Raw genomic sequence first — 24,277 nt, 5'->3', positions numbered from 1 at the left:
AAGCCCCAAGACCTTATTTGATAATGGCATTGTGGGTTACGCCCCCTAACAAAAATATCCGAGGAGATATTTTGGCCCGAAACGTAGAACTTCATTCCATGACCAACCGATACCTGCTCAAACGCAGTGTCGGATATTTTGCTCCATACAAAGGACGCGTCATTATAGCCGTTCTTGCCATGCTTCTATATGCCCCGATTGCCCCGGCGCTGGCCTGGTTAACAAAATTTGTAACTGACGAAGTCCTGATTGCCAAAGATATCCACATGCTCAAGCTGTGTATATTCGGCTTTGCAACGCTCATCATCCTCAAAGGAACCCTCCAATTAGGACAGGTCTATGTCATGAACGCCACTGGCGTTTTGGTCTTGCGAGACTTACGACACGATCTGTTTCGAAAAATCATTCGTCTCCCAATGCCCTATTTCGCGGAAAGTGAAATCGGTATGCTGATGAGTCGCATTGTATCTGATGTCGTGGCAGTCAGGGTATGCTTGCCGAGTGGGATCATGTTTGTCCGCCAGATCTTCACGCTGGTCGGTCTCATCGGCACAACGATTTACCTTGATTCCTATCTGGCTTTCTGGAGCTTGATCGTTATGCCAATAGCCATATATCCCTTTGTCTTCTTCGGACAAAAGATCCGTAAATATGGACGAAAAATGCAGGCCGAACTTTCAGGTATCAACGTTGTTCTCGAAGAAAGCTTCTCTGGCATCAAGGTCATCAAGGCCTTTGCCAATGAACGCCGGGAGCAGGGAAAATTCAACAAGGAAAACAACAGCCTGACACGAATGATTATCCGCCGTATCCTGTACAGTGAAGGATCTTCCAGAATCATGGATTTCATCGCCGCGATTGCTGGCGGGACCGTTCTCTGGGTTGGCGGTACGCGTGTCATCAACGGACTGATGTCGCCGGGCGATCTCACCGCTTTTCTCGTCTGTCTTGTCCAGTTGTATGATCCGATCAAAAAACTCAACGCTTCCAACCATCAAATCCAGGGAGGCCTCGCCGGTGCCGAACGCGTTTTCGACATCCTTGATTCACCTGAAATTCTTGAAGAAAAAGATGGAGACATTGCATTTAACGGCAAGCTCGAAACACTGGAATTCAACAATGTCAGCTTCACCTATCCGAATACGGAAGAGCCCGCGATCACAGACCTGTCTCTGTCCATCAAGGCTGGACAAAGGGTAGCCATTGTCGGTCCCAGCGGTTCGGGCAAAACAACACTGGTCAACCTGATTCCCCGATTCTATCTGGCCCAACAAGGTGACATCAGAATCAATGGAACACCGCTCCAAGCGTATACGCTAGACAGCCTGCGTCTCAACCTTGGTCTGGTCTCACAGGAGACGTTCCTTTTCAACGCCTCTGTGACGGAAAACATCGCGTATGCGCAGGATGAATACGAAATGGGAACGGTGCAACAGGCGGCCCAGGGAGCATTTGCCCACGAATTCATCATGCAAATGCCCGAAGGCTACGACACCCTCGTCGGTGAAGGTGGTGTCAAGATATCCGGCGGACAGAAACAGCGTCTGACCATTGCCCGGGCCATCATGAAAAACCCGAGCTTGCTCATTCTGGACGAAGCGACCAGTGCATTGGATACCGAATCCGAAAGAATTGTCCAAAAGGCCTTGGACAACCTGATTGAGGACAGAACGTCCATTGTCATTGCGCACAGGTTATCGACGATCATGTCCGCAGATGTTATCGTGGTTATGGAAAAAGGGCACATCGTGGCCCAGGGCAAACATGAAGAATTGCTTGAGACCTGTCCCCTGTACAAACGACTCTATCAGATGCAATTTGAAAATCTCTGTGATTCGGAGGACGAATAAAGGGAAATCATGCGCCGTTTAATGCTGGTATTGTTCATACTCCTCTTTGGAGTCTCGACCGCCTGTGCCGACGTCGTCAAGACCGTCAGCACAGAGTATTATCCCGTGGACGGCCATGATCCGAAAAACATTTTCGACAACCTGAAACACCATTCCCCGCTCAATGAGGGCAGCTCAACCTATCAGGCGCACACTCGCACGGATCTCAGATACAGTTTCAAATGGAGACACCGGGGGAAACAGTGTTCTCCCGAACAGGTAACGGTCTATCTTCACCTGACCTATCTGTATCCGAAGCTCATTCATAGCGTAGATTATGCAACCCGAAAATGGTGGAAGAAATTCATGATCAAACTGGAAGAACATGAACTCATCCATGGGGAAATTTCGATCAAGGCAGCACACGAACTCGACGATGTATTGGAAGCGTTTCCGCCAACTGATTGCGCTTCTTTCAAGGAAGTCGTCAAACGACGTGCAACACGAATTCTGGACCGAATGAAACGCGATCAACAGGACTATGACAAGCTGACACAGCACGGCTTGAAACAAGAAAGAAACATGGGGCGATACCCCCGATAACCCAACAAAATTCAAGGGCAGTGAAAATCAATTCACTGCCCTTTTTTCATTTTTATAGTCCATCCGACGATTTACGAAACCGACATGGTAAAAACTCAGCGGTTCAACCGGCAAACTCCGCCGAATCAAGCGCCTTTCTCGCGGCCATGGCCAAAAAATCAGCCGGGGAAATATTATTTTTCCGGCAACATTTCTCGATCCGTGCCAACAGGTGGGAATGCATGACGAGTTCGAACTCTTCAAAATCACTGCCATCCCCTTTGACCGTTATATTAATGGCTTTTTTGGATGAATGAGCCGCCTGCGCCATGATTGCTTTCTTGTCAGAAGGCTCTGGCAACGTCGTGCCTTCTTCAACCAAAAACTCAACAAACATGGCCAACGCCTCATGCGCATGGTCCACGGCCTCATCCATCGTCTCCCCGCACGTTGTACATGCGGGAAAATCCGGAAAAGTCACCGAATAGCCCTGCTTGTCCTTCTCAAATAATCCGACATACTGCATTCAATTATCCTTTTTTGCAGGGATGTCCCTGCCCTTCGTTCAATTTTTGGCTTCGGATGTCGCTGAGAGCACCTTTTTACTCACCAGCATGAAGACTTCGGAATCGGCCTGGAGATGTCCCGCCACATACGCGGCATCTTCGCCGGACCCACAAAACAAATCCATCCGTGTGCCCTTGATGGCACCGCCCGTATCATGGGCCAGCACCAATGACATGAACGGCTCTGTTGTTCCATCAGTGGCGAGCAAAGACGTTTTCAACGCAAGCACACTCCCCAGTGGAATCATGGTCCGGTCCACAGCCACACTGACCCGTGGCGTCAAAATATTCCCAAATGAACCATACGGCCCTTCATCGGCCAATCGGAAAAAGACATAGCTCGGATTGGCGTACAAAATCTCTTCGATCTTCTCGGGATGCTCCTCCAAAAACGAACGGATACGCTGCATACTCATTGCTTCTTTCGGAATATATCCCTGATCTATGAGCAGACGGCCAATTGAGACGTATTGACGACCATTCTTTCCCGCATACAAAATATGCTTGGCGCTTCCATCGGGGAAAGCCAACCGCCCTGACCCTTCGATCTGAAGGAAAAAGACATCGACACGATCCGCTCCCCACGCAATTTCATGCCCACGGCCAGCCAGAGCACCGTCCCGATCAATGGCGGTACGATCATAATACGGTTCAATCCCATTTTCACCCATTCGATAGACCAAAGACTCTCCTTTCCATCGAGGATGGAAAGCCCCCAAACGGGACGTCTGAAGGTCATCAGGCACCCCATACATCGGATACGCGTATTTTTCATCCTGAGTCAGAGAGGCATCCAACCACGGCTCATAATACCCGGTCAAGAGTGTTCGAGGCGCAAGCTTAAACCACTGAAACCGTTCGGCAACGAGGTCGATATCTTCATCCAATGCCTCTAACATCCCAAGCAGTTCGGTCACGGACTCGCCAAGTTGCGCCCATGTCAATCGCAATCCCGGTTGATCCACACACACGGTGTCAGCAGGTCGAGAACGAATATATCGCAGACTCCGCTCCAATGCCGGTTTAAGGTCGGTCCAGGACTCCAGTCCCTGCATATGTCCGGACAATGTATTGGCACGATCCTCGGCCTCATCCGCCTCAAGCGGAACATACGTCGGTTGCCCGTCCAGTACCGGTTGCGGGGACATTTCCGGTCCACAACCAGCACAAATCAACACAAGCACGATCAAACAAAAAGTACACAACCGGGATACACGCATTAGTCACATTCCTCGGACTTCTTGAGGTCTTCGGCATATTCCTCAATATAGATTTGCAGCATGACCATGACGAAACTCAAGATAAGCGGACCATAAAAGATACCGAGCATACCAAAAGAATAGACGCCGCCGAGAATGGCCAAAAGAATATAGAATGTGGAAACTCGAGCCGCTTCACGCATAAAAATGGGTCGAAGGATCGTATCGATTCCAACCACGAAAATTCCGCAATACAACCCCAAAAACAACGCCATTTTCCAATCACCAACCAAGAAAAGGTAAATGACAGCCGGCACCCAGACCAATCCGGTTCCTATCACCGGAATCAAGGAGGACAACGCCATCATGGCCCCCCAGAAAAAGGCGGGAATCCCGACAATGGCCAAACCGACTCCACCGGCAATGCCCTGTAACACGGCCACGAGCAGACACCCCATAAGGACTCCACGGGACACTCGTTTGAGCGAATCGATGATGTAGTCTTCCTGGCGACTTCTCAAGGGAGACAGATGCTTGAGATACTTGACCATCTTCACACCGTCTCGCAGGAAATAGAACAGAATGAACACCATCAGCAGAAAATGCAGGATAAATTTCGTGCCATTTCTGACCAAGTCTGTCCCGAAAGAAAGCATCCCCTGAGCAAACTGTCTGGAATATTCAATAAAGCTTGCCTGGATATCAACTTCGTCTATCCGTAAAAATGGCAATTCCTGGTTCAGCATATCAACATATTTATCCAGCATATCAAGACTGAGATGCGATTTGTACAGCCCTTGCGCCACCCATTGATTCAAGGAAACAAGCGACTCCACGCCCTGCCCGATAAGAGCCATAAAGAGAAACGCCATGGGTAGAATCAAGGCAAAAACAATGATGCTGACCGTCATGACGGATGCGAGGGTCCGCTGTCCCTTGCAAATTCTGAGAGCCCACACGAACACTGGCGCAAAAAGGACAGCAAGGACCGTGGAAAATAGCAACGTATGCAAAAAGGGCGCGATCAAGGAAAACCCCAAATAGAGGGACAGTGAAAAAAGCAGCAGAAAAAAGACCTTGTAGATTCCTCCGTCCAGCAAAGGGACCGGGTTCTTGTTAGTGCTCATATTTTAGGAAGCTCACAGTGCGTCGAAGAAGCGACACGTCTATTCATGGTTTAAAATCGATTGGATAATTGCGGCTATTGTATCAACATCCACGGGTTTGGCAACGTAATCATCCATTCCCACTTGAAGACACCGCTGTTCATCGCCCCACATGGCCCGGGCCGTCAAAGCCACAATCGGCACGTCTGGGTTCAAGCATCCGGTCTCCGGCTTGCGAATACGCCGAGTTGCCTCAATGCCATTCATGGTCGGCATTTCCACATCCATAAAAATAATATCAAAGGGTCGTTCCTTGAGGGCCTCAATCGCATCAGCCCCATTTTCTGCCAGAACGACATTGCACCCCATTTTTTCAAGCAGCCTGATGATATACCGTTGATTGACCAGATCATCTTCAACGACGAGAACGCGTGCGCCCTTGAGTGGCGACTGATCCCCAAGAACAAATGTGGACGGAGCCTGGTCCTCATACCGGCTTCGAAGACAGGGTAAAATCACGGAAAAGGTACTTCCTACTCCTTCTTCGCTGGAGCACGTGATCGTCCCCCCAAGAACAGTGACCAACCGACTGACAATGGCCAATCCCAACCCCAATCCACCAGTCGCGTGACAGAGATGGTCCTCGGCCAAATTGAAACTCTCGAAGATATCGGTCAATTGAGCCGAGGGGATACCGATACCAGTATCCTGAATCAAAATCTGAATTGCGACGGTCTTCTCCTGTTCATCACGCCCTGAGGGCACCTCTTCAACCAACGGCGCAACATCCACCAAGACCTGCCCGTTCGCCGTAAACTTCACGGCATTATTGATGAGATTCCCCAAAATCTGCCGAATTTTCGGAGAATCCCCCTTGATCCAACTCGGCGTTTCAGGAGCAATGGACGACGTCAAAGCAATTTCCTTTGCCATGGCCGTCCGCGAATATTGGGACACAAGCCCGGTGACAAGATCTTCCAAACGAAAATCCATGTTCCGTACAGAAAGAGAGCTGGCCTCCATTTTCGAATAATCGATGATCTGGTTCAACACAGACAACAGCGACATGGACGACTCTCGAATCAATCGGACATTTTCCCGATACGGATCTCCGAGATCCGACATGAGCAACAACTCCGTCATGCCCAAGACCCCATTCATGGGTGTCCGAAGCTCATGACTCACTGTTGCCAAAAAAGATGTTTTGGCCCGGCTTGCGGCCTCGGCCTCACGTTTGGCCTTACGAAGCTCGCGCTCCATCTGGTGCCTGTACAGTCCTATTTCGATCGCAGCCTTCAACTCATTGTGATCGACAGGTTTGACCAAGTACCCCAAGGGCCCTGTAGTTTTTGCCCAGTGCAGCGTGTCTTCATCAACCAAAACGGTCAGATAAATGACCGGGACATCAAACTTCCGAAGTATTTCCCGAGCGGCCTCAACACCATCCATGGCGCCTTCAAGCTGAATATCCATAAGCACAAGATCCGGGCTCAATGAGTCCGTCATCTCAATTGCTTTTTCTCCACTTGCGGCATACCCGGCGACACCATATCCAGCCCGCTCCAGGGCGACCTGAATATCCAATCGGGCTATGGCGTCGTCTTCCACAAGCAGAATCTTCTCTGTCGGCATGAAACATCTCCCTCACACATTGATTCGACACCCCATCGGTTACCATAAGCACCGATCAGCCGTCACCCCGTTAAAGCGACTATTTTCCAAGGGAGAACGCCGTATTATCGTTCCAGAAAAGCACCAGACTCGGTCAGGCCTTCTCTTGGACTTGTGCAGGAATAAAAACACGTATACAAACGCGTATCTTCACCGTATATTTTATGATGCATGAAAAAGCGGTTAACCGCCCAGCGGGAAAACGTAAAAAAGACACGACAATTTCACAAAGATTATACAGAGAATGAACGATATTACGAATATAGCCCCTCAAAGGATTCTCGCCTGTCAACTTCGGCAAATCGGCGATGTTGTTCTCGCCACCCCTTCTTTCAGGCTTCTCAAGGAACGATACCCCGAAGCCAAACTTGACGTATTGACCGAAAAGAAATGCGCATCGGTGCTTGAAAACAACCCACACATCAACCATGTCTGGACCATTGACAAAAAGGCCTTGAGAAATCCTCTCACCGCACTTCGTTATTACCGAAAAGTCGGCAAGAGTGGGTATGATCTTATTGTGGATTTCCAACAACTTCCACGATGCAAATGGGTTGTCCGCTTCTCGGATGCTCCAGTCCGCCTGACCTTCACGCCTCCATGGTATAATCGTCATCTCTATAGCCATTGGAGCACTCCACTCAACGGGTATGCGGCGAAATGCAAGGCAAGCGTACTGCGTCCGCTGGGGATCGAATGGAATGGAGAACCGCCTGAAGTCTTTTTCACCGATGCCGAAAAACAGTGGGCCTCAGAATTCGTCCAGTCTCAGGGGATGCAGGCACACCAGTTCGTGACGATTGACCCTAGCCACCGACGTATCACCCGCAAATGGCCAGAACGCCATTTTGCAGGACTCATCAAACTCATCCACGCTCAGTATCCAAAGCTGAAATTCTTCATTTTATACGGTCCGGGAGAACTGCCAGTCGCTGAAGAAGTCGGCAGACTTGCTGGAGAAGGTGTGGTCATTTCACAAAAAATGCTTTCTCTCCGAGAGATGGCCGCAGTGCAATCACAGGCCACCCTGCACATCGGCAACTGTTCCGCCCCCCGCCACCTTGCAGTCGCGGTCAACACACCCTCACTGGTCATTCACGGTGCCACCGGATTGGGCTGGAAATACCCCTCTGATGAACATGTCAGCGTAGACAAAGGTCTTCCGTGCCATTTCTGCAACAAAAACCAATGCAAGACCCGTGAATGCCTAGAAACATTTCACCCGGAAGAATGTATTGATGAGGCGCTCCGTTTGATCGGGAATAGACTCGATACACATAATGAGGATGAAGGATAAAAATCTATACCATCACAAAAAGTTCAGAATTGACCATGACAAAGACACGCCATGAAACGATTCAAAATGATATATTTTTGTTTTCAAGCGTGGCCACCCAACTGTGTCTGAACACGTTTCTCAGCGAACCTAAAAAATAGCTTTATTTTTCGTCGTCCTTCTTATCATCCTGACGATTTTTGAAGGTGATTGCGGCAAGGCAGCCGGCGAGGCCCCCGAGGACGACGGCTTTGCCGGGGGGCATCATGTCGGTCAGGCTGAACAAATACCCTATCGCTGCCCCGGCAATGATTCCCTTGGCAAGAGCATCGATCCATCGCATAAAATCTCTTGAATCTTCATCCATACCTGACTCCATTCACACTCTTTTACTTTTTAACCTTCACGATTCCGCAGCCTGTGTTGATGGGCATCTCAGCATAAAATAACAACGAGCACAAGTTGCACAAAAGACAATCGCCTCCCATCATGGTATGTTTTTTTACCGAGAATCACTTGACACTGATTCTCAACATCATTACAACCCACTTGTCTCGCCTGAATTTCAGGGTATAACTTTGAGGGGAAAAAATGATAGACACACTTCTTGCCATTGGCATCGTCATTATTGCTGCGTTTTTCGTTGGACGTCGGCTTGTCCGACAGTTTAGGACTACGGGTGCTTCCTGCGGTTGTGCGGGATGCGGACAGGCTGGCTCATGCTCCAGCATTCAAAACAAACCACACTCGAAAGGTTGTCCAGGCTCTCACTAATTTTTTTTGCACCATTGTTGATATCCTTTATCAACCAGAACAGTCTAAGGAATACATCATGTCTCAAGATTTTTGTTTAAGAAAAGCCAAGGTCAACCAGAAACTCAAAATTAAAACCGTTGCGGCCGAGGGGGAACTCGGAAGACGCATTCGGGATATGGGATTAATCTCCGGTACCGAAGTCCATGTCATTGGCAAAGCACCGCTCAAGGACCCCGTTGCCCTGCGACTCAAGGATTTTACCTTGACCCTTCGCAATAGCGAAGCCGATCATATTACTGTCACGCTGTTGGAGGACTAACCCATGACAGAATTTACCATTGGTATCGCAGGGAATCCGAACTGCGGTAAAACCACCATGTTCAACTCGCTCACTGGCGCACGACAGCATGTCGCCAACTGGCCAGGAGTGACCGTTGAAAAAAAGACCGGTCACATCACCATGAATGGCGATTCCGTTGTCCTCGTGGATCTGCCAGGGACATACTCGCTGACGGCCTATACGCAGGAAGAACTGGTCGCCCGAAACTTTTTAGTCGATGAACGCCCTGAAGTCGTCATTGACATCATGAATGCCGACGCGCTGGAAAGAAACCTCTATCTGGCTGTCCAAATCATGGAACTCGGCGTTCCTCTCGTCCTCGGTCTCAACATGATGGATGAAGTCCGCAGCAGCGGCAAGCACATCGATAGTGAACGGCTCGCCAAACTTTCCGGATGCTCGGTGGTTGAAACCGTGGCACGAAACGATCAAGGAACCCAAAAGCTCCTGAAAAAGACCCTTGAATTAGCCAAGGAACAAGACGGTGCATGGAAACCGCTTAATATCTCCTATGGCCCGGACCTTGACCCTGTTCTGGATGAAATGGTCAAACTTATTGAAGCAGAAGGCTTTCTGACAGACAAAGTCCCAGCCCGCTGGACCGGCATCAAATATCTCGAACGCGATGAAGATGTGGTTATCAAGGGACGCATGACCAATACATCCTTGTCAGATACGCTCGAGAAAATGGCGATCGATGTTGCGGACCACACTGAAAAAACGTTGAAAGCTCGGCCAGATGCCCTCATCGCCGACCATCGGTATGGATTCATCGCAGGCATGATAAAAGACGTTGTCTCCTATCCGGTGCTGGACGAAGACCGTATCAGTCGGTCAGACAAAATGGACAGAGTGCTCACCCACCGTTTTCTCGGTCCAGCGATTATGCTGGCCATCGTCTACTTGATCTACAAAGTCACTTTTACCGTCGGCGAAATACCCATGGGATGGTTGGAAGCACTTTTCGGATGGATGGGAGATACAGCCTATAATGCCTTGCCGGATGGACACCTGCGTTCACTGGTGGTCTCCGGTATCATCGATGGTGTCGGCGGCGTCCTCGGCTTCGTGCCACTCATCATGTTCATGTTCCTGATGATTTCCGCACTGGAAGACTCCGGGTACATCGCCCGTATGGCCTACATGCTCGACCGTATTTTCAAGGTCTTCGGCTTGCACGGAACATCCGTTCTTCCGTTTATTGTTTCAGGAGGCATCGCCGGGGGCTGCGCTGTCCCCGGTGTCATGGCTGCCCGCACCTTGCGGAGTCCCAAAGAAAAATTGGCAACACTCTTTGTTGCTCCATACATGACCTGCGGGGCCAAAGTTCCGGTGTTCCTCATGCTCACCGCAGCCTTCTTTCCCCAACACGCAGCAACGGTCATGCTCCTGATTACATTGTGCGCCTGGATGATGGCCCTCATCGTGGCTCGAATCCTTCGCTCCACCGTCATCAAAGGTGCGTCCACCCCGTTTGTCATGGAACTGCCGCCTTACCGTATGCCGACTTTGCGCGGGGTCCTGATCCACACATGGGAACGCACTTGGGAATATGCCAAGAAGGCGGGAACCGTCATTCTCGGGATCTCCATATTGCTCTGGGCCTTGATGACCTTCCCGCAATTGCCGGAAGAACGCCTCGCCCATTATGAATCGCTGCGGGCACAAGCACAGGTTGAAGATAATATTGCCCAAATCGACAACGCCGAAGCCGAAGAAGCCATCAGGCACACTTTCGCAGGCCGGATCGGTACCGCTCTTGAACCAATGACCCAACTGGCCGGATTCAACTGGCGCATCAACATCGCTCTGACCGGCGGATTCGCGGCCAAGGAAGTCATTGTCTCGACCCTCGGCACCGCCTATTCTCTGGGTGAAATTGACGCAGAAGAATCCCAACCGTTATCGGAAAAGCTGGTCGCTGACCCACTCTTCTCGGAAGCGTCGGCCTTGGCTCTCATCATCTTCACCATGCTCTACGCCCCCTGCTTCGTGACGGTGGTGACCATGGCACGGGAATCCAGTTGGAAATGGGCCGCCTTCAGCGTCGTGGGATCAACCACATTGGCATTCGGCATGGCAATCGTGGTCTTCCACATCGCCAAATCAATACTCTAACATCTCAAAAAAAATACCGACACGCTGAGAGGCCCTGAAAAGTCCCTCAGCGTGTCGCCCCCCCAAAACGTCGGTCACATCGACACCCTCTTTCAGACACTCTTTTCTTTTAATAAAAGATACTCTATGGTCGCTTCGACTTAAGGAGTATCATGCATAAAATTTTTTCCATTACACACGACCTCATTCGCGACGCTTTTTTCGCCTGTTTCGAGCTTTTCAAGATCATGATCCCCGTCATTATCGGGGTTAAACTACTTCAAGAATTCGATCTCATTCAATATGTGGCCATGCCGCTCAAACCGATCATGGGGCTTCTCGGGCTTCCCGCTGAACTCGGACTGGCTTGGGCAACCGCCATGGTCAATTCCATGTATGCCGGACTGATTGTCTTTCTCTCGCTGGCCCGCGACATGTCATTGAACACGGAACAGGTTACGGTGTTCGCCGTTCTGCTCCTCGTCGGCCACGGATTCCTCGTGGAAGGAGCCATTGCACAGCGATCCGGTGCCAAATTCGCCTTTCAAATTCTTTCCCGACTCATCGGGGCTTTCACGCTCGGCCTGATTTTACATTGGATTTATTCAGCCAGCGGCACCCTACAGGAACCAGCCGTCATTCTTTTTCACAGCGAGGGCCCTGTCGATCCAACTCTGCTTCAATGGGCTTGGGGTGAAACAAAGAATCTGCTTTCAATCTTCGGTATCGTTCTCGGGCTGATGGTCATGATGCGGATTCTGACAGCCATTCGAGCGGTGGATCTCATGAACACCCTGCTCCGCCCCATCCTGAAACTCATCGGGATCGGACCCAAGGCCTCCACCATCACCATCATCGGCTTCACGCTCGGACTCGCCTACGGTGGCGGACTCATCATCAATGAATCGCAGTCCGGACGTATTGACCGCAAGGATGTTTTCTATTCGCTGACCTTGATGGGATTTTGCCATTCCATGATCGAAGACACACTCCTCATGATGCTCATCGGTGCCCAACTCAGTGGCATCTTTTGGGGACGATTGACTTTCGGTCTTGTGGCCATGGCCATTCTTGTCCCGATCACCCGCCGTCTCCCGGACGCGCTGAGTGACGCATATCTTTGGGGAAAAGCAAACACATAGTACCAAATAAAGGAGCAACTCATGTCAGACATCACCTTGATTCACACAGACACGGCCCCTGCGGCTGTCGGCCCGTACTCACAGGCAACCACAGCCAACGGCGTGGTCTATGTCTCCGGCCAACTCGGCATCATTCCCAGTGAAGGCACACTCGCGGACGGGTTTGAAGCCCAGACCAGACAGGCACTGGAAAACATGAAGGCCATTCTTGAAGAAGCCGGTTCTTCTCTCGAAAAAGTCCTGAGCGTGGACGTCTTTGTCATGGATATGGGAAAATTCGCTGATCTGAATGCCATCTATGCTGAATATTTCGCCAATCATAAACCTGCCCGGGCGGCCATCCAGGTTGGCGGTCTGCCATTGGGTGGACTGGTCGAACTAAAGTGCATTGCGTTAGCGAAATAAATCGCTCCGAATCACCAGCACCATCACTGAACACAACTTGACAGGCGACAAAACAAACGGATACATATTGACAATGAACACCATGACGACACGCTTTTTTTGTGCTTTTATATTTAGGAACGCCTGCGGTCATGGTGTGCGCTAGTCTTTAGCCCGAATACACACCCAAGAGGCCGCAGATCGATCTGCGGCCTCTTTTTTTTGGGGAGACGCCGCTTTGCTGGCCTTCAAAACAAGGAGCACCTATGCATCTCGGAAAAGCCATTCGCATGGAACGAATCATGAATCGCAACAACGGGCGAACCATTATCGTCCCATTGGATCATGGCGTGACAGTCGGTCCCATCTATGGACTGGTTGACCTTCGCAAAACCGTGGATCAAGTGGCCGAAGGCGGTGCCAACGCCATGCTCATGCACAAGGGAATTCCCCGCTGTTCCCACCGGGCAGGCGGCAAGGATATCGGACTGATCATTCATCTCTCCGCCTCAACATCACTGTCACCCCATCCCAATGCCAAGGCATTGGTCGGCACGGTGGCCGATGCACTCAAACTCGGGGCAGACGCCATATCCGTTCACGTCAACCTGGGCGATGAAACAGAACCAAACATGTTGGCAGACCTGGGTTCACTGTGTGCTGAAGCCAACGAATGGGGAATGCCTGTTCTGGCCATGATGTACGCACGCGGCCCGAAAATCGACAATGAATACGCGCCGAATATCGTGGCACACTGCGCTCGTGTCGGTGTGGAACTGGGAGCTGACATCATCAAGGTCAATTATACGGGCGACCCGCAATCCTTCAAAAAAGTCGTGAAAGGATGTTGTGTGCCAGTCGTCATTGCAGGTGGTCCCAAGCTGGAAAGTGATCGGGACCTGGTCCAGATGGTCTACGATTCAATTCAGGCCGGAGGGGCTGGTCTGTCGGTCGGCAGGAACATCTTCCAACACAAAAAACCCGCCCACATCGTGGCGGCTCTCAACAAGATCGTTCATGAGAATTGGGAAGTGGATGCTGCCATGCAGCTCCTGTAGACGCAAAAAAACGTATCGTGGGTGGACACTCATGTCCGCCCACAAAAACTACTCGCCGAATTCGATCTGGACGCTTTCAAGATATCGAAAAAGACGGCCAATCTGTTCCTGTCCCTTGTCAAAATCACGGGCCTTGGCCGCGAGTTCAATACTCCGGGCAATCTCGCCCATGCCCTTGAACCCATAACCACACCCGGTCCCCCGTGTCGTATGTCCCAATCGATTCAGGGTCTCAAAATCTCCATTGTTCAAGGCCGTTCGCATCTCTTCCGCATCCCCTTTCGAAATCTCGAAAAAACGGGGAAGCAAGGCTTCAAACTCGGGGGCAATGCGTTCAACAACAGGAGAATCTGGCATACTGTGGTACTCTATGGTGCAATCGTGTGCACGGGCTTGAACATATTCTCAAAGAAAACTATAGCGATGAAGACCATTAATGGCAGACTCAGGTCTGTCAAAACCTCTACTCTTTACAACGAAATGACACGAATCCTCATTCTCCTTCTCACAGTGATATTCCTTACCGGATGTTCCCGCTCCGACGCCATACGAATCGCCCGGGCCACGGTTTCTGGCGATCCTGCCGCTGTTGCCGAAACATTGGCACGGGACAAAGCGGTCCAATATGCCTCGAACCCAACATCCATCAAGACCGACGTGCAACACGTCCAAAAATGTGTCGAGGATTTTGTCGAGGCAATCCGATCCATCTGGGGCAAAGACGACATTCGTGTTCCGCGTCCCAAGGAGTATGTCAAATATACACAAAATTATCTCTCTCGCGCCAGTGTTGATTTCGATACCGGCAATATCACTGTGGAGACACTGGACAACACGGCTCCGTTAAAAAGTCTCCACACAGCGATTGTCACCACCCTGCTGACACCCAATGATCCCCGGGCCGTCAACCTGTATTCCGCCGAGACCATCACACTCGGGGACACGCCATTTTTGCTCGGAGAAGTCAAAGACCATAAATCCCAAGACATTCGCTGGGAATGGCGGGCCAGCCAGTTTGCGGACAGGCTCATTCAGACCGCATTGAAGACTCGAACGATTTCAGGGAAAACTGCCCATTTCGTCACATTTCACATGGTCAAGGATCATCTGGACGTCCGGGCCAGAAAATACGCCTCTCTGGTCACGTCCACCGCCAAACGATTCAATGTCAGTAAAAATCTGATCTTTGCCATCATGAAAGTCGAATCCGATTTCAATCCGTTCGCACTCAGCTCGGCCAATGCGATCGGGCTGATGCAGGTTGTCCCGGCCACTGCGGGAAGCGATGTCTATCGGTACCTGCACGGTCGAAAAGGCCAACCGTCCACCAAGGATTTGCTGGGTGCCCAAACCAACATCACCTATGGAGCGGCCTATCTGCATCTTTTGGACACCCGATTCCTCAAGGGTGTCGTCAATCCGGTCTCACGCGAATATTGCGTGATCGCGGGATACAATGGCGGAGCCGGAACCGTTTTCAGAACCTTTGACAAAAACACGAAAAAAGCGGCACAAACCATAAACAGGCTGTCACCGGGCGAAATCTATACCACGCTTCGCACAAAGACCCCCTACGCTGAAACGCGCCGTTATCTTGGAAAAGTGCTTGAAGCCAAGAAACACTTCGTCAACTTCTAGTCCACAGATGCAATGAAAACACAGGAAACCGTTTTTTCCCTGACCACACTACTGACCGACCTGGGCCAACGCCTCTTTCCAGGGATACCGGATGAAACCATCCGATATGGCGAGGCTCTCGTGCTCGCACTTCTGGCCATCATCCTGCTGCTCCTTGGCCTCGTGCTCCTGCGGCGTCCAAAAAAGAAGAACAGCGCATCCAGAATAAACATCCCCCGTGCCTTACGGGAAAAGGGAACCGTGATTGACATCATGAACGGCCCGGATACCAATGAAATTTCCCTGCGCTGTGTCATCACGGCCGTAAAAACCAACAAGATAACCTGTGAAATCATCGAACGAATCGGACCGTTTACCACAGACAAAAACCGGAAGCTCTTCTGTGTTTTTGCTCCCATAAAAACACCGAAAGGCACGGTCAATTCATTCTCAACGACGCTGCTGAAACTGGGCCACTCCACCAGAACAGCCAACCTCATGGTTCTGTCGGTCCCAACGCGCTACACCATGAATTCCCGTCGTAAGCACGCCCGGAAAAAAGTGGCGGATCAACAATTCATCCGCGTCAAACTTTGGTTGGAAGACCCGATTTTCTCGGATACATCGTATCAGGACGCCATCCCTCAGATCGGGGTGAACTCCTTTTCTTCAGAAAACACGGCACACAATGCCAATGGTGTGGTCAACATCTCAAACGGCGGCGTTGGATTAAGCATCACCAACAGCCTGATTCCGAATGACTGCGGCCCGGATTCGCCGGTTGTCATCAACCTATTCATGTTCAATTTCAAAGAAAAAGCCTTCAAGCCCTATTGGTATGCCGGGACCATTCGTTCACTGGAAGAAAGCCGCCCCGGGTTCACCCGCATGGGCATCGAATTCACGGCCACAGCCACCCCCGACCCATCCACCGGCCGCCTCAACTGGGCCAACCGTTCAGAGGAATAAACACACAAAAGCCCCGACCGCCAGGCCGGGGCTTTTTCATGACATACCCTTTGAAGAACTAACTTTCCTTGTTCAAAAAACGTTCTTTTGCCAACCGTGGCATATTGCCAGCTCCGTAGCTGTAGCCGGCGATACGACGATTCTTTCGTTTCATACTAGTCAGGTCCTGCCTGAGCGTTTCACGAAGTCGTCGGGCTTCATCCGTGATTTCATCATGCAGGGATTTCATTTCGACCAATTTGTCTGCCAGTACCTGAAGTGACTCCCTGGACAAATCTCCGATGGCTTCATCGAGAATCCGTTCCCGATCATGCGCAAGCTTTTCCGCCGCAAAGACATCTCCTTCCGACAAGCAGCCGAGTTCTCGGCGGCCAATAGACAGCGCCTTGTCCAACATGAGACTGCGAGCTGTCATATCTCCCTCGTCGTGAGTCGAATGTCGTCCCGCAACTGCTTGATGACCTTTTTCCATTTTTCCACCGCCGGAAGAAATTCATATTCGAGCAAATCGGCCAGAAGAATCCAATCCTCATTCTCCAACACGTTCCCCATTTCCGTGAACATCTCATTCATGGCTTCTGCGCTGGAGGCATATTCAGGATAATCCTTGAGCGAATATTCATCGCGCAGTACACCAACCATGGTAAGAAAATTCCGAATGACATCAATCAGGTCCTGATACGTTTCAAGGGCCTCGGCGTCATCAGCCTGACGAAACAAGTCGGCAACCCGCTTGCCACCCTCAGCCATGATGTTGACCACTTTGTACAATTCCAAGGTGATTTCCACGGCCATCTCATTGGTCGCCATGGTGGTGATTTCCACGGACTGGATGTCAGCCATTTCCATATCTTCGGCCTGATGGGGATATATCTCCGAAAACGGCTCGGAATTTACTGCCACGTTGGTCACAACGCGGTCTTCAAGATGCCCATCTTCTAGCACTTTTTCAAAAACTTGCTCAAGGTTCTCAAAATTATGGGAACCGATGTCATACTGTTTACCGTCAATAATGATCATGCTGATCTCCTCTTCGAAAGGGTATGATACAATGTGCCGCTTTTATCGGCTCTTCCGGAATTATTCAAGATTCGTGCCTAGACGCTCAGGCTGTCACGCAAGGCAGTCAAAAGGTGGGTGTATCGATCAATCAGACCTCGCAAAGACGAAAGGTCATCCCCATGTTGCTGCGTCTCGAACATCCATAATAACGCTATGATTTTAAGGTGTTCACTGGAAGACAGCATATTTTGAAACAGCTGCCATGAAGCCATGAATTTACTTTTTATTCCAGGGCGGGGTTGGAGTTGCAACAGGTGGGCCTGTTGTGACAACAAAAAAAGCACACCCATGGCATTTGTCAAAATTTTGGATATTTTCTCTCGAAATTCCGGCCGAAGCGTCATCCCCTGCCCATGGGTGTCAGCCTGTTGTCGCCCGTCAAGGAATGCCGAAAAGGCGGCCCGCTGAATCGAGATCCAAACGGCCCCGTCTGTCCTTTCGTGACCGGATATGGAATCCAACCCCATCAAGCCATCCTGACCAAATGTCGTGCGCCACACCCGCGCGCCATCTATGACACCCGCTGTTTCCGGCGAGACCAATTGATGTGCCGCCGCGTACATGGTTTCCGGGGGCACGGCCTTGCGACATACAAAATCATGCGGACATTCCGTCTCAAATTCGCAGGGATGACAGGCCATATCCGGTTCCAGGCAGAGAGCACCCGCCCGATACGGTCCCGTATCCCATGGCTGCGCTGTTGCAAGAAACACGGCACACACCGGCACCCCGAGTCCGGCGGCAAGGTGCATGGTGCCGGTATCATTGGTCACCAGCACCGCACACCGGGACAGCACGCCAGCCAGTTGTCCCAAAGACGTTCGGCCCATGCAGTTGAGACGCGGACACGTCGCGCCTTCGACAAATCGGTCGCCAAGCTCCTGCTCACTCTCAGAACCGAGTAATACAGGAAGCAAGCCGTCCCGCTCCCAAAGCATCTGGGCGGTCTCAATAAAATATGACACGGGCCACCGACGGCGGTCTTCACTGGCCCCGAGTTGCAACCCGACAAACCCCTGTGTCCCCTGCGGTCTCGATTGCAACAACTGATCGGCCACGGCCAGGTCATCATGCCCGGGCGCGGCCAGGTCCAGGGAACCATCCTGCCCATCCACCCCCGCTGTTCGGCAAAAGACATCGCTAATATTGAAGGGACTGGCCCCCCGGTTGGCTCCGGCCATCTGAAGAAATGCCGCCCAGGAGGAGGTGTCCGCGTTGAACCCGAACGAATCAACGGTGAACCCAACGGTCTGTCCGTGTTCAGAAGTCAGGTGATACGCCAACAAACGGGAGGCAACAGACGGCGTCAAATTCACCGTCAAGTCAGGCAAAAACATGTCAAAAATAGTTTTTTTGAATGCAGCGATATCCCGTGCAGCCAGCCGCCAATCGTCACGCACGCCGGACAGAACCTGATTTCCCGGAAAAGGGAACGTGCGGTCCACGCCGTCAAGCAGGTGCATGACGGACGCGAAATTTTCAAGACAGACCACGCCCACCGTCTGTCCCTGTCGCTTGAAACCGGAAATAACGGGCTGGGTTTGAATGAGATCCCCAAAACGGGTCAAATTGATAATCAGAACATTCACAAACAGTATCCTTATAAACAACCATCCGTCGAAATTGCGTCAGACAGACAGGGAAATGCAAAATTGACGCCGAAATCACATCCAGGTTCCGGCCTGAACCAAACGAACCAGTTTTTCAACGGCATGAATGGACGCTTTCAACTGTTTTTTCTCCTCCGAATCAAGATACGCCGGGTTGACGTAATTATGCGGAGGCAACAACTCACGGGCACATTCCAGACCGATCGCAAACCGCTTGTGCTGGACATATTCCCACGCTTCCAACAACTGGACCCCATGGTTGGCCGACACATGCCCGGCCCGGGTCAAGGCCCGGATGCGTTCGCACGTATTGGACGAAACCACCGAATATTTGAGGGCAAGTATTCGAACACTGTTGGTCAAATGCGCAAGTACGCTTTTCTTGATATTCAAATATCCCTGCCAGATCCCCTCTTTTTCCGTCACGAACGCACCATAAAACGTCAACGGAAGCCGATAGTCCATCAATTCCTGAACAAGCAATGAAATCACGAGCGGTTTGGTCTGAACAAAACTCCACAATCGATCCCGCAGCAGTTCCACGGCGGCATCAGTCTCGGGGATCGCCGCAAAATCCAGAATAAGCCCGGATTGCCACGCTCCCTTTTCAGCAGGATTGGCCAACCACTGCATCAGTCGGTCCGCCCATTCGTCATATCGGCCCCGCCATTGAGCGAGACTCATCATGACACCGCCATCACACAAGGGCAGCCCTGCACCGTCCAGTGCCATGACAATGGATTGCGTACATTCATCCAAGACATCCGCATCCGGCGACACCGCCATGAGCAGCCCATTGTCCTGATCCGACCCAAGTACCTGTTCATCCCGCCCGCCGGAACCGAATTCAAGGACCGTACACAACCGAAGCCATGGATACGTTTCGGCATGGGCTTCCATCACTGCCGCAATGACATCCCGGTTGAATCGGGAAAGACGAATGCACATGGTCTCGGCAGACACACCGCTCGAAACCCACTCCTCCACCCGGATACAACGGATATGTCGAATACGGGTCAGATCGCCGCTCCGAACCATGGAAAACAGCCCGGGGATATCCCCTCCGGACGTGTCAAAACGCCTTCTGTCACGACCTCTGACCGTCGGTTTTTCCCCTGAATTGGTGGACACTACGCATCTCCGGGACTGACGAATCAACCGTTAACCGGAAAAAATCACCCGTTAGCCGTCTGTTTCAAACACGCCTGACCAATGACCAAGCGAGTTTGACCGTTTACCTGAAAGCACTGCTTTCAGCCTCTCCACTACGATAAAAGGAGGACAACAGCAAACATCACAACCAGAGAGGAGGGCCAGATCATGGACCAATTTGAAACCATCCGCAAAAAGCAACTCGCCTTTGCCCTGAGCGTCGGCATTCCGTATTTCGCCGGTGTCATCGGCATTTTCCTGCTGGTCTATCTGGCAGGTGAGACCGTCGCTCGAATCTCCATCATGGGCTTTCCCCTCCACTATTGGCTGGTCGCCATCGCAATCTATCCGATAACCTGGGTGCTCTTCATCTGGTACGTCCATAAAGCGAACGCCATGGAAGACGACATCGCCAGAAAACTCAAAGGAGAAAAATAGCATGGAAACCGGCTATCAAATCCCCTTCACCGCGCTGGTCCTGATTGGCTGCATGTTGGCCTTCACCGTGGTCACGACCTTCATGTTCCGCCGCCAAAAAACCTCTGCGGACTATTATCTGGCGGGCCGCAAGGTCAATTCCTTTATCAACGCATCAGCCATTTCGTCAGACTATCTGTCTGCCGCGTCCTTTCTCGGCGTGGCCGGCGTCGCATTCCTGTTCGGATTCGACGGCATCATCTATGCCCTCGGCTTCTTTGTGGGGTACATTGCCCTGTTGCTGTTTCTGGCCTCACCGCTGCGAAAATTCGGCCGATACACCGTGCCTGATTTCGTTTCCGAACGATTTCACTCAAAACGGGCACGGATTCTCGGCGTGATCGGCGTCCTGTTCGTTTCCCTCTTCTACATGGCCCCACAGATGCTCGGCGCGGGCAAGGTCATGGGCCTGTTGTTAAATCTGGAATATGAAACCTCCATCGTCATCATCGCCTGTATCATCACGCTGTATGTCACGATCGGCGGCATGAAGGCGACAACCGTCAACCAGTTGGTCCAATTCTGGATTCTCTTTGGCGCCATGTTTCTGCTCGCCTTCATTCCCTTCATGGTCAAAGGATACACCTATACTGAAGTGGTCCAGTTCATCCATGGATTCAAAGGCGCGGAACCCGTGACAGGCCAAGCATTTGACGGCGCGGCATACACTGCTCCCGCCTACTGGTTGACCAATTTGAAAGACACTCTGTCCCTGTTGTTGGCCCTGATGTTCGGCACCGCTGGGCTGCCTCATATTCTCGTTCGTTTCTACACTGCCCCGGATGGCCGGGCCGCCCGCAAAACGGTCATTTATGTCCTGCTGCTCATCGGCATGTTCTACATTTTAAGCCCATATGTCGGCCATGTCATTCGCTACGCCTTCCTGCGCGGCGAGGCCATGGGTGTCTCGCCCCACCTGATGCACTGGCTGGCGGACAACGGCAAAAATCTGGCTGTCCCGGTCGCAGGGTCTTACTTCGGTGGACAACTTCTGCTCGGTATCGTGGTCGCCGGAGCGTTTGCGGCCATCCTGTCCACCGTGGCCGGACTGATTATCGCCTGCGCCGGAGCCATCGGTCACGACCTGGTGGTCAACGTCTTCAACCCGGACATGCCGGAACGATCCCGCGTCACCGTGGCGCGTATCGCCTCCATCATTGTCGGACTGCTCGGTATCCCGCTCGGTTTCTGGGCGGAATCCATGCAGATCGCGGTCCTGGTCGGACTGGCCTTTGCCATTGCCGCGTCCACGTTCTTCCCGGTGCTCGTCATGGGTGTCTGGTGGCCCAAGATGACGAAAAACGGTGCCTGCGCAGGTCTGATTACCGGCATCACTGGCTCGTTTTTCATGATCCTCGGCAAAGGATTGCTCCCGGGATTCCTGCAATTCAAAAACCCCGGCGGTTTTGTCATGATCCTGACATTCATCGCTATCTATGCGGTTTCAAAAATGGAATACGCTTCCAAAGGCGAGGCGGCACTGCCCCCTGACACTGCGGAAGTCATGGCCATTCTCCACGGCCCGGAAACCGCCTGATTATCCAAACCATCATCCTCACGAGCGGGACTGACACTGAGCAGTCCCGCTCTTTTGTTGACTTTCAACCCAACCCCTGTCTTACTCTTCATGGAAAACCATCCGCTCAAAAGGGAACACACAATGGCTCGAACAAAACCCATGAATCGCTGGCTGGTCGTCATCGGCGCAATCCTCATCCAGCTCAGCCTCGGTGCAATCTACGCGTGGTCGGTCTTCACCCCGGCACTCAAGGCCGTCGGCTGGTCAAAAATACAAACACAGGTCGTCTTTGCCGTGGGATTGGCCTGTTTCGCCCTCATCATGGTCTGGGCCGGGAAAAAACTTCCGATCTGGGGTCCTCGCACATTGACCGTCATCAGCGGCGTGGTCTTGGGGGCAGGCTATATATTGGCCGGATTGTTCGGAGGAACGAATTTCTGGCTGATCCTGCTCTGCATCGGTGTCATTGGCGGCTCGGGAATCGGCATTGGATACGTGGTGCCCATTGCCGTGGGAATGCGGTGGTTTCCGGACAAAAAAGGCATGATAACCGGCCTGGCCGTCGCAGGATTCGGATTCGGTGCCATGGGATGGGTCAAACTCGCCGGATCTTGGGCGCATCTGCTCGCCACCTTCGGGCTGTCCACCACCTTTGTCCTTTATGGCATCGCCTTTACCGTGCTCGTCATCTCCGGCGGTCTCTGGATGGTCTACCCGCCTGACGGCTGGCTGCCCCCGGGCTACACTCCACCCGAAACGGCTGCCACATCCACAAAAGGCAAACAGGGATTCACCTCTGGCGAAATGCTCAGAACTCGTCAATTTCACGCCATTTTCCTGACATTCACCTTCAGTGCGGGCGCGGGACTGATGTCCATCGGACTGATGAAGTTGTACCCAATGGAGGCGTTGCAGGGAGCAGGATATAGTGCGGTGGAAGCCAGTGCCATAGCGGGCACGGCCATGGCAGTCTTTTTCAGTCTGGCCAACGGAATAGGTCGTATCGCCTGGGGCATGATGAGTGATCTCATGGGACGAAAGGCCGCGATCATCATCATGACCGCCACGCAAGGAATTTGCGTCATCGGCTTCCCGACCATGGCCACCAACGAACTTATTCTCTATGTGGGGGCCACCTTCATCGGATTCAACTTCGGCGGCAACTTCGCCCTGTTCCCCACCATGACTGCCGATACCTTTGGTGCACACACCGTGGGCCAAAATTATCCATTCGTTTTTCTTGCCTATGGCGTTGGAGGCATCTTCGGCCCCATTCTCGGAGGTCTCCTCGGCGACATGGACAACTTTCCCATGGCCTTCACCATCTGCGGCGTCCTGTGCCTGGTCGGGGCAGTGTTGACCTATACGGTCCACCCGCCACACCAAAAACAGTCCCCAAACAACACGTGAGACCCCATTCACACGCGAAAGCTTGACAGCACGAGTGCGGATACCTACTTAGGGGAACCAAACCATCAAGGAGACATTTCATGAGTAATTACGATATCAGACTGGCAAAGCTGGTCAGTGGCGAAATGGTCGTCGGTAAATACGACAGCGTTGCCCGCAAAATCGAAGACCCCGCAACCATTCAGGCCATGCCTACACAGGGCGGCACTCAAATGGTGCTGTTGCCTTACGGCTACCCGTTTGACCAGGAAATGCACGGTGAAATTTCCTTTGATAACGTCTTGTTCGAATACAAGAACTGCCCGGAAGAGTTGAGAACCAAATACATCGAAGCGCTGACCAACATTTCCATGTCCAGCGGTGGATTGGATTTGGGTGGCAACGCAGGTGGCGGCGGACTGGATCTCGGCTAGCCGTTGTCCATGAAAGCTGGTATTTCAAGCGGGGATGGCTCT

At 51.8% G+C, this 24,277-nt stretch carries 25 protein-coding genes; 15 read left to right on the top strand and 10 right to left on the bottom strand.

The genetic code is table 11. The features are described 5' to 3' along the window. Positions 1–71 precede the first annotated feature (71 nt). Both GO013_RS06315 and GO013_RS06310 read left to right on the top strand, forming a co-directional pair. Complete coding sequence (locus GO013_RS06315) at positions 72–1,850, top strand: ABC transporter ATP-binding protein (RefSeq protein WP_239057767.1); 1,779 nt, start codon at positions 72–74, stop codon at positions 1,848–1,850. Positions 1,851–1,859: 9 nt separating this feature from the next. Continuing rightward, on the top strand, positions 1,860–2,432 hold the full coding sequence (locus tag GO013_RS06310; protein WP_163809288.1) for a DUF922 domain-containing Zn-dependent protease: 573 nt from the start codon (positions 1,860–1,862) through the stop codon (positions 2,430–2,432). A gap of 103 nt (positions 2,433–2,535) precedes the next feature. Here GO013_RS06310 and GO013_RS06305 read toward each other — a convergent pair whose 3' ends face one another. The 4 genes from GO013_RS06305 to GO013_RS06290 form a co-directional block, all read right to left on the bottom strand. Continuing rightward, the gene (locus GO013_RS06305; protein ID WP_163809286.1) at positions 2,536–2,937 is read right to left on the bottom strand and encodes a type II toxin-antitoxin system HicB family antitoxin; all 402 of its coding nucleotides are present in this window, start codon (positions 2,935–2,937) and stop codon (positions 2,536–2,538) included. Between the two features lie 39 nt (positions 2,938–2,976). Further along, entirely contained in the window at positions 2,977–4,125 is a 1,149-nt protein-coding gene (locus GO013_RS06300) for an MltA domain-containing protein (RefSeq protein WP_239057766.1), read from the bottom strand. Between the two features lie 71 nt (positions 4,126–4,196). After that, the gene (locus tag GO013_RS06295; RefSeq protein ID WP_163809283.1) at positions 4,197–5,303 is read right to left on the bottom strand and encodes an AI-2E family transporter; all 1,107 of its coding nucleotides are present in this window, start codon (positions 5,301–5,303) and stop codon (positions 4,197–4,199) included. Between the two features lie 39 nt (positions 5,304–5,342). After that, positions 5,343–6,914 carry a hybrid sensor histidine kinase/response regulator gene (locus GO013_RS06290; RefSeq protein WP_163809281.1) on the bottom strand — a complete coding sequence of 524 codons (1,572 nt, stop codon included), beginning with the start codon at positions 6,912–6,914 and terminating at the stop codon, positions 5,343–5,345. Positions 6,915–7,197: 283 nt separating this feature from the next. Here GO013_RS06290 and GO013_RS06285 point away from each other — a divergent pair, with 283 nt between their 5' ends. Next, positions 7,198–8,250 carry a glycosyltransferase family 9 protein gene (locus GO013_RS06285; RefSeq protein ID WP_163809279.1) on the top strand — a complete coding sequence of 351 codons (1,053 nt, stop codon included), beginning with the start codon at positions 7,198–7,200 and terminating at the stop codon, positions 8,248–8,250. 142 nt (positions 8,251–8,392) lie between these two features. Here the strand turns inward: GO013_RS06285 and GO013_RS06280 are convergent, their stop codons facing one another. Next, the gene (locus GO013_RS06280) at positions 8,393–8,596 is read right to left on the bottom strand and encodes a hypothetical protein (RefSeq protein ID WP_163809277.1); all 204 of its coding nucleotides are present in this window, start codon (positions 8,594–8,596) and stop codon (positions 8,393–8,395) included. 224 nt (positions 8,597–8,820) lie between these two features. On the opposite strand from GO013_RS06280, the gene GO013_RS17375 reads away from it, so the two are divergent. The 6 genes from GO013_RS17375 to GO013_RS06250 all read left to right on the top strand — a co-directional run bounded on the left by GO013_RS17375 (position 8,821) and on the right by GO013_RS06250 (position 14,006). Next, entirely contained in the window at positions 8,821–9,003 is a 183-nt protein-coding gene (locus GO013_RS17375; protein ID WP_163809275.1) for a FeoB-associated Cys-rich membrane protein, read from the top strand. A gap of 58 nt (positions 9,004–9,061) precedes the next feature. Further along, complete coding sequence (locus tag GO013_RS06270) at positions 9,062–9,304, top strand: FeoA family protein (RefSeq protein ID WP_163809273.1); 243 nt, start codon at positions 9,062–9,064, stop codon at positions 9,302–9,304. 3 nt (positions 9,305–9,307) lie between these two features. Then, on the top strand, positions 9,308–11,443 hold the full coding sequence (feoB, locus tag GO013_RS06265) for a ferrous iron transport protein B (RefSeq protein WP_163809271.1): 2,136 nt from the start codon (positions 9,308–9,310) through the stop codon (positions 11,441–11,443). 152 nt (positions 11,444–11,595) lie between these two features. Further along, positions 11,596–12,564, top strand: a complete 969-nt coding sequence (locus tag GO013_RS06260; RefSeq protein WP_163809269.1) for a hypothetical protein — start codon at positions 11,596–11,598, stop codon at positions 12,562–12,564. 21 nt (positions 12,565–12,585) lie between these two features. Further along, positions 12,586–12,969: a Rid family detoxifying hydrolase gene (locus tag GO013_RS06255; protein ID WP_163809267.1), complete on the top strand. Its 384-nt coding sequence runs from the start codon at positions 12,586–12,588 to the stop codon at positions 12,967–12,969. Positions 12,970–13,214: 245 nt separating this feature from the next. After that, positions 13,215–14,006: a 2-amino-3,7-dideoxy-D-threo-hept-6-ulosonate synthase gene (locus tag GO013_RS06250; protein ID WP_163809265.1), complete on the top strand. Its 792-nt coding sequence runs from the start codon at positions 13,215–13,217 to the stop codon at positions 14,004–14,006. A 48-nt stretch (positions 14,007–14,054) separates the two neighbouring features. On the opposite strand, the gene GO013_RS06245 is transcribed toward GO013_RS06250, so the two are convergent. Continuing rightward, on the bottom strand, positions 14,055–14,363 hold the full coding sequence (locus GO013_RS06245) for an Hpt domain-containing protein (RefSeq protein WP_163809263.1): 309 nt from the start codon (positions 14,361–14,363) through the stop codon (positions 14,055–14,057). A 66-nt stretch (positions 14,364–14,429) separates the two neighbouring features. Here GO013_RS06245 and GO013_RS06240 point away from each other — a divergent pair, with 66 nt between their 5' ends. Then, on the top strand, positions 14,430–15,644 hold the full coding sequence (locus tag GO013_RS06240; protein WP_239057765.1) for a murein transglycosylase domain-containing protein: 1,215 nt from the start codon (positions 14,430–14,432) through the stop codon (positions 15,642–15,644). A 12-nt stretch (positions 15,645–15,656) separates the two neighbouring features. Beyond that, positions 15,657–16,592 (top strand): hypothetical protein, encoded by a 936-nt coding sequence (locus tag GO013_RS06235; RefSeq protein ID WP_163809262.1) that lies wholly within the window; start codon positions 15,657–15,659, stop codon positions 16,590–16,592. 58 nt (positions 16,593–16,650) lie between these two features. Here the strand turns inward: GO013_RS06235 and GO013_RS06230 are convergent, their stop codons facing one another. From GO013_RS06230 to GO013_RS06215, 4 genes are all read right to left on the bottom strand, one after another. After that, a complete protein-coding gene (locus tag GO013_RS06230; protein WP_163809261.1) occupies positions 16,651–17,007 on the bottom strand; it encodes a hypothetical protein in 357 nt (118 codons plus the stop codon). Next, positions 17,004–17,612 (bottom strand): hypothetical protein, encoded by a 609-nt coding sequence (locus tag GO013_RS06225; RefSeq protein WP_163809260.1) that lies wholly within the window; start codon positions 17,610–17,612, stop codon positions 17,004–17,006. The genes GO013_RS06230 and GO013_RS06225 overlap by 4 nt, the downstream gene beginning before the upstream one ends. A 77-nt stretch (positions 17,613–17,689) precedes the next feature. Continuing rightward, entirely contained in the window at positions 17,690–19,243 is a 1,554-nt protein-coding gene (locus tag GO013_RS06220) for a glycosyltransferase family 9 protein (RefSeq protein ID WP_163809259.1), read from the bottom strand. Positions 19,244–19,318: 75 nt separating this feature from the next. Beyond that, positions 19,319–20,395 (bottom strand): putative nucleotidyltransferase substrate binding domain-containing protein, encoded by a 1,077-nt coding sequence (locus tag GO013_RS06215; protein ID WP_343219537.1) that lies wholly within the window; start codon positions 20,393–20,395, stop codon positions 19,319–19,321. 189 nt (positions 20,396–20,584) lie between these two features. Here GO013_RS06215 and GO013_RS06210 point away from each other — a divergent pair, with 189 nt between their 5' ends. The 4 genes from GO013_RS06210 (at position 20,585) to GO013_RS06195 (ending at position 24,235) form a co-directional block, all read left to right on the top strand. After that, positions 20,585–20,854 carry a sodium/substrate symporter small subunit gene (locus GO013_RS06210; RefSeq protein WP_163809257.1) on the top strand — a complete coding sequence of 90 codons (270 nt, stop codon included), beginning with the start codon at positions 20,585–20,587 and terminating at the stop codon, positions 20,852–20,854. 1 nt (position 20,855) lies between these two features. After that, on the top strand, positions 20,856–22,430 hold the full coding sequence (locus tag GO013_RS06205) for a cation acetate symporter (protein ID WP_163809255.1): 1,575 nt from the start codon (positions 20,856–20,858) through the stop codon (positions 22,428–22,430). Between the two features lie 123 nt (positions 22,431–22,553). Beyond that, on the top strand, positions 22,554–23,822 hold the full coding sequence (locus GO013_RS06200) for an OFA family MFS transporter (protein ID WP_163809254.1): 1,269 nt from the start codon (positions 22,554–22,556) through the stop codon (positions 23,820–23,822). An 80-nt stretch (positions 23,823–23,902) separates the two neighbouring features. Then, positions 23,903–24,235: a hypothetical protein gene (locus GO013_RS06195; RefSeq protein WP_163809252.1), complete on the top strand. Its 333-nt coding sequence runs from the start codon at positions 23,903–23,905 to the stop codon at positions 24,233–24,235. Positions 24,236–24,277 lie beyond the last annotated feature (42 nt).

Source organism: Pseudodesulfovibrio sp. JC047 (assembly GCF_010468615.1).
Lineage (GTDB): Bacteria > Desulfobacterota > Desulfovibrionia > Desulfovibrionales > Desulfovibrionaceae > Pseudodesulfovibrio.
The sequence above is the reverse complement of the archived record's forward strand: the minus strand, read 5'-3'. Positions and strand labels throughout refer to the sequence as shown.

Bases quoted from the DNA above. Each gene is read 5' to 3' on its own strand.
- GO013_RS06310 (WP_163809288.1), top strand. From the start codon at position 1,860: ATGCGCCGTTTAATGCTGGTATTGTTCATACTCCTCTTTGGAGTCTCG.
- GO013_RS06305 (WP_163809286.1), bottom strand. From the start codon at position 2,937: ATGCAGTATGTCGGATTATTTGAGAAGGACAAGCAGGGCTATTCGGTG.
- GO013_RS06300 (WP_239057766.1), bottom strand. From the start codon at position 4,125: ATGTCCCCGCAACCGGTACTGGACGGGCAACCGACGTATGTTCCGCTT.
- GO013_RS06295 (WP_163809283.1), bottom strand. From the start codon at position 5,303: ATGAGCACTAACAAGAACCCGGTCCCTTTGCTGGACGGAGGAATCTAC.
- GO013_RS06290 (WP_163809281.1), bottom strand. From the start codon at position 6,914: ATGCCGACAGAGAAGATTCTGCTTGTGGAAGACGACGCCATAGCCCGA.
- GO013_RS06285 (WP_163809279.1), top strand. From the start codon at position 7,198: ATGAACGATATTACGAATATAGCCCCTCAAAGGATTCTCGCCTGTCAA.
- GO013_RS06280 (WP_163809277.1), bottom strand. From the start codon at position 8,596: ATGGATGAAGATTCAAGAGATTTTATGCGATGGATCGATGCTCTTGCC.
- GO013_RS17375 (WP_163809275.1), top strand. From the start codon at position 8,821: ATGATAGACACACTTCTTGCCATTGGCATCGTCATTATTGCTGCGTTT.
- GO013_RS06270 (WP_163809273.1), top strand. From the start codon at position 9,062: ATGTCTCAAGATTTTTGTTTAAGAAAAGCCAAGGTCAACCAGAAACTC.
- feoB (WP_163809271.1), top strand. From the start codon at position 9,308: ATGACAGAATTTACCATTGGTATCGCAGGGAATCCGAACTGCGGTAAA.
- GO013_RS06260 (WP_163809269.1), top strand. From the start codon at position 11,596: ATGCATAAAATTTTTTCCATTACACACGACCTCATTCGCGACGCTTTT.
- GO013_RS06255 (WP_163809267.1), top strand. From the start codon at position 12,586: ATGTCAGACATCACCTTGATTCACACAGACACGGCCCCTGCGGCTGTC.
- GO013_RS06250 (WP_163809265.1), top strand. From the start codon at position 13,215: ATGCATCTCGGAAAAGCCATTCGCATGGAACGAATCATGAATCGCAAC.
- GO013_RS06245 (WP_163809263.1), bottom strand. From the start codon at position 14,363: ATGCCAGATTCTCCTGTTGTTGAACGCATTGCCCCCGAGTTTGAAGCC.
- GO013_RS06240 (WP_239057765.1), top strand. From the start codon at position 14,430: ATGAAGACCATTAATGGCAGACTCAGGTCTGTCAAAACCTCTACTCTT.
- GO013_RS06235 (WP_163809262.1), top strand. From the start codon at position 15,657: ATGAAAACACAGGAAACCGTTTTTTCCCTGACCACACTACTGACCGAC.
- GO013_RS06230 (WP_163809261.1), bottom strand. From the start codon at position 17,007: ATGACAGCTCGCAGTCTCATGTTGGACAAGGCGCTGTCTATTGGCCGC.
- GO013_RS06225 (WP_163809260.1), bottom strand. From the start codon at position 17,612: ATGATCATTATTGACGGTAAACAGTATGACATCGGTTCCCATAATTTT.
- GO013_RS06210 (WP_163809257.1), top strand. From the start codon at position 20,585: ATGGACCAATTTGAAACCATCCGCAAAAAGCAACTCGCCTTTGCCCTG.
- GO013_RS06205 (WP_163809255.1), top strand. From the start codon at position 20,856: ATGGAAACCGGCTATCAAATCCCCTTCACCGCGCTGGTCCTGATTGGC.
- GO013_RS06200 (WP_163809254.1), top strand. From the start codon at position 22,554: ATGGCTCGAACAAAACCCATGAATCGCTGGCTGGTCGTCATCGGCGCA.
- GO013_RS06195 (WP_163809252.1), top strand. From the start codon at position 23,903: ATGAGTAATTACGATATCAGACTGGCAAAGCTGGTCAGTGGCGAAATG.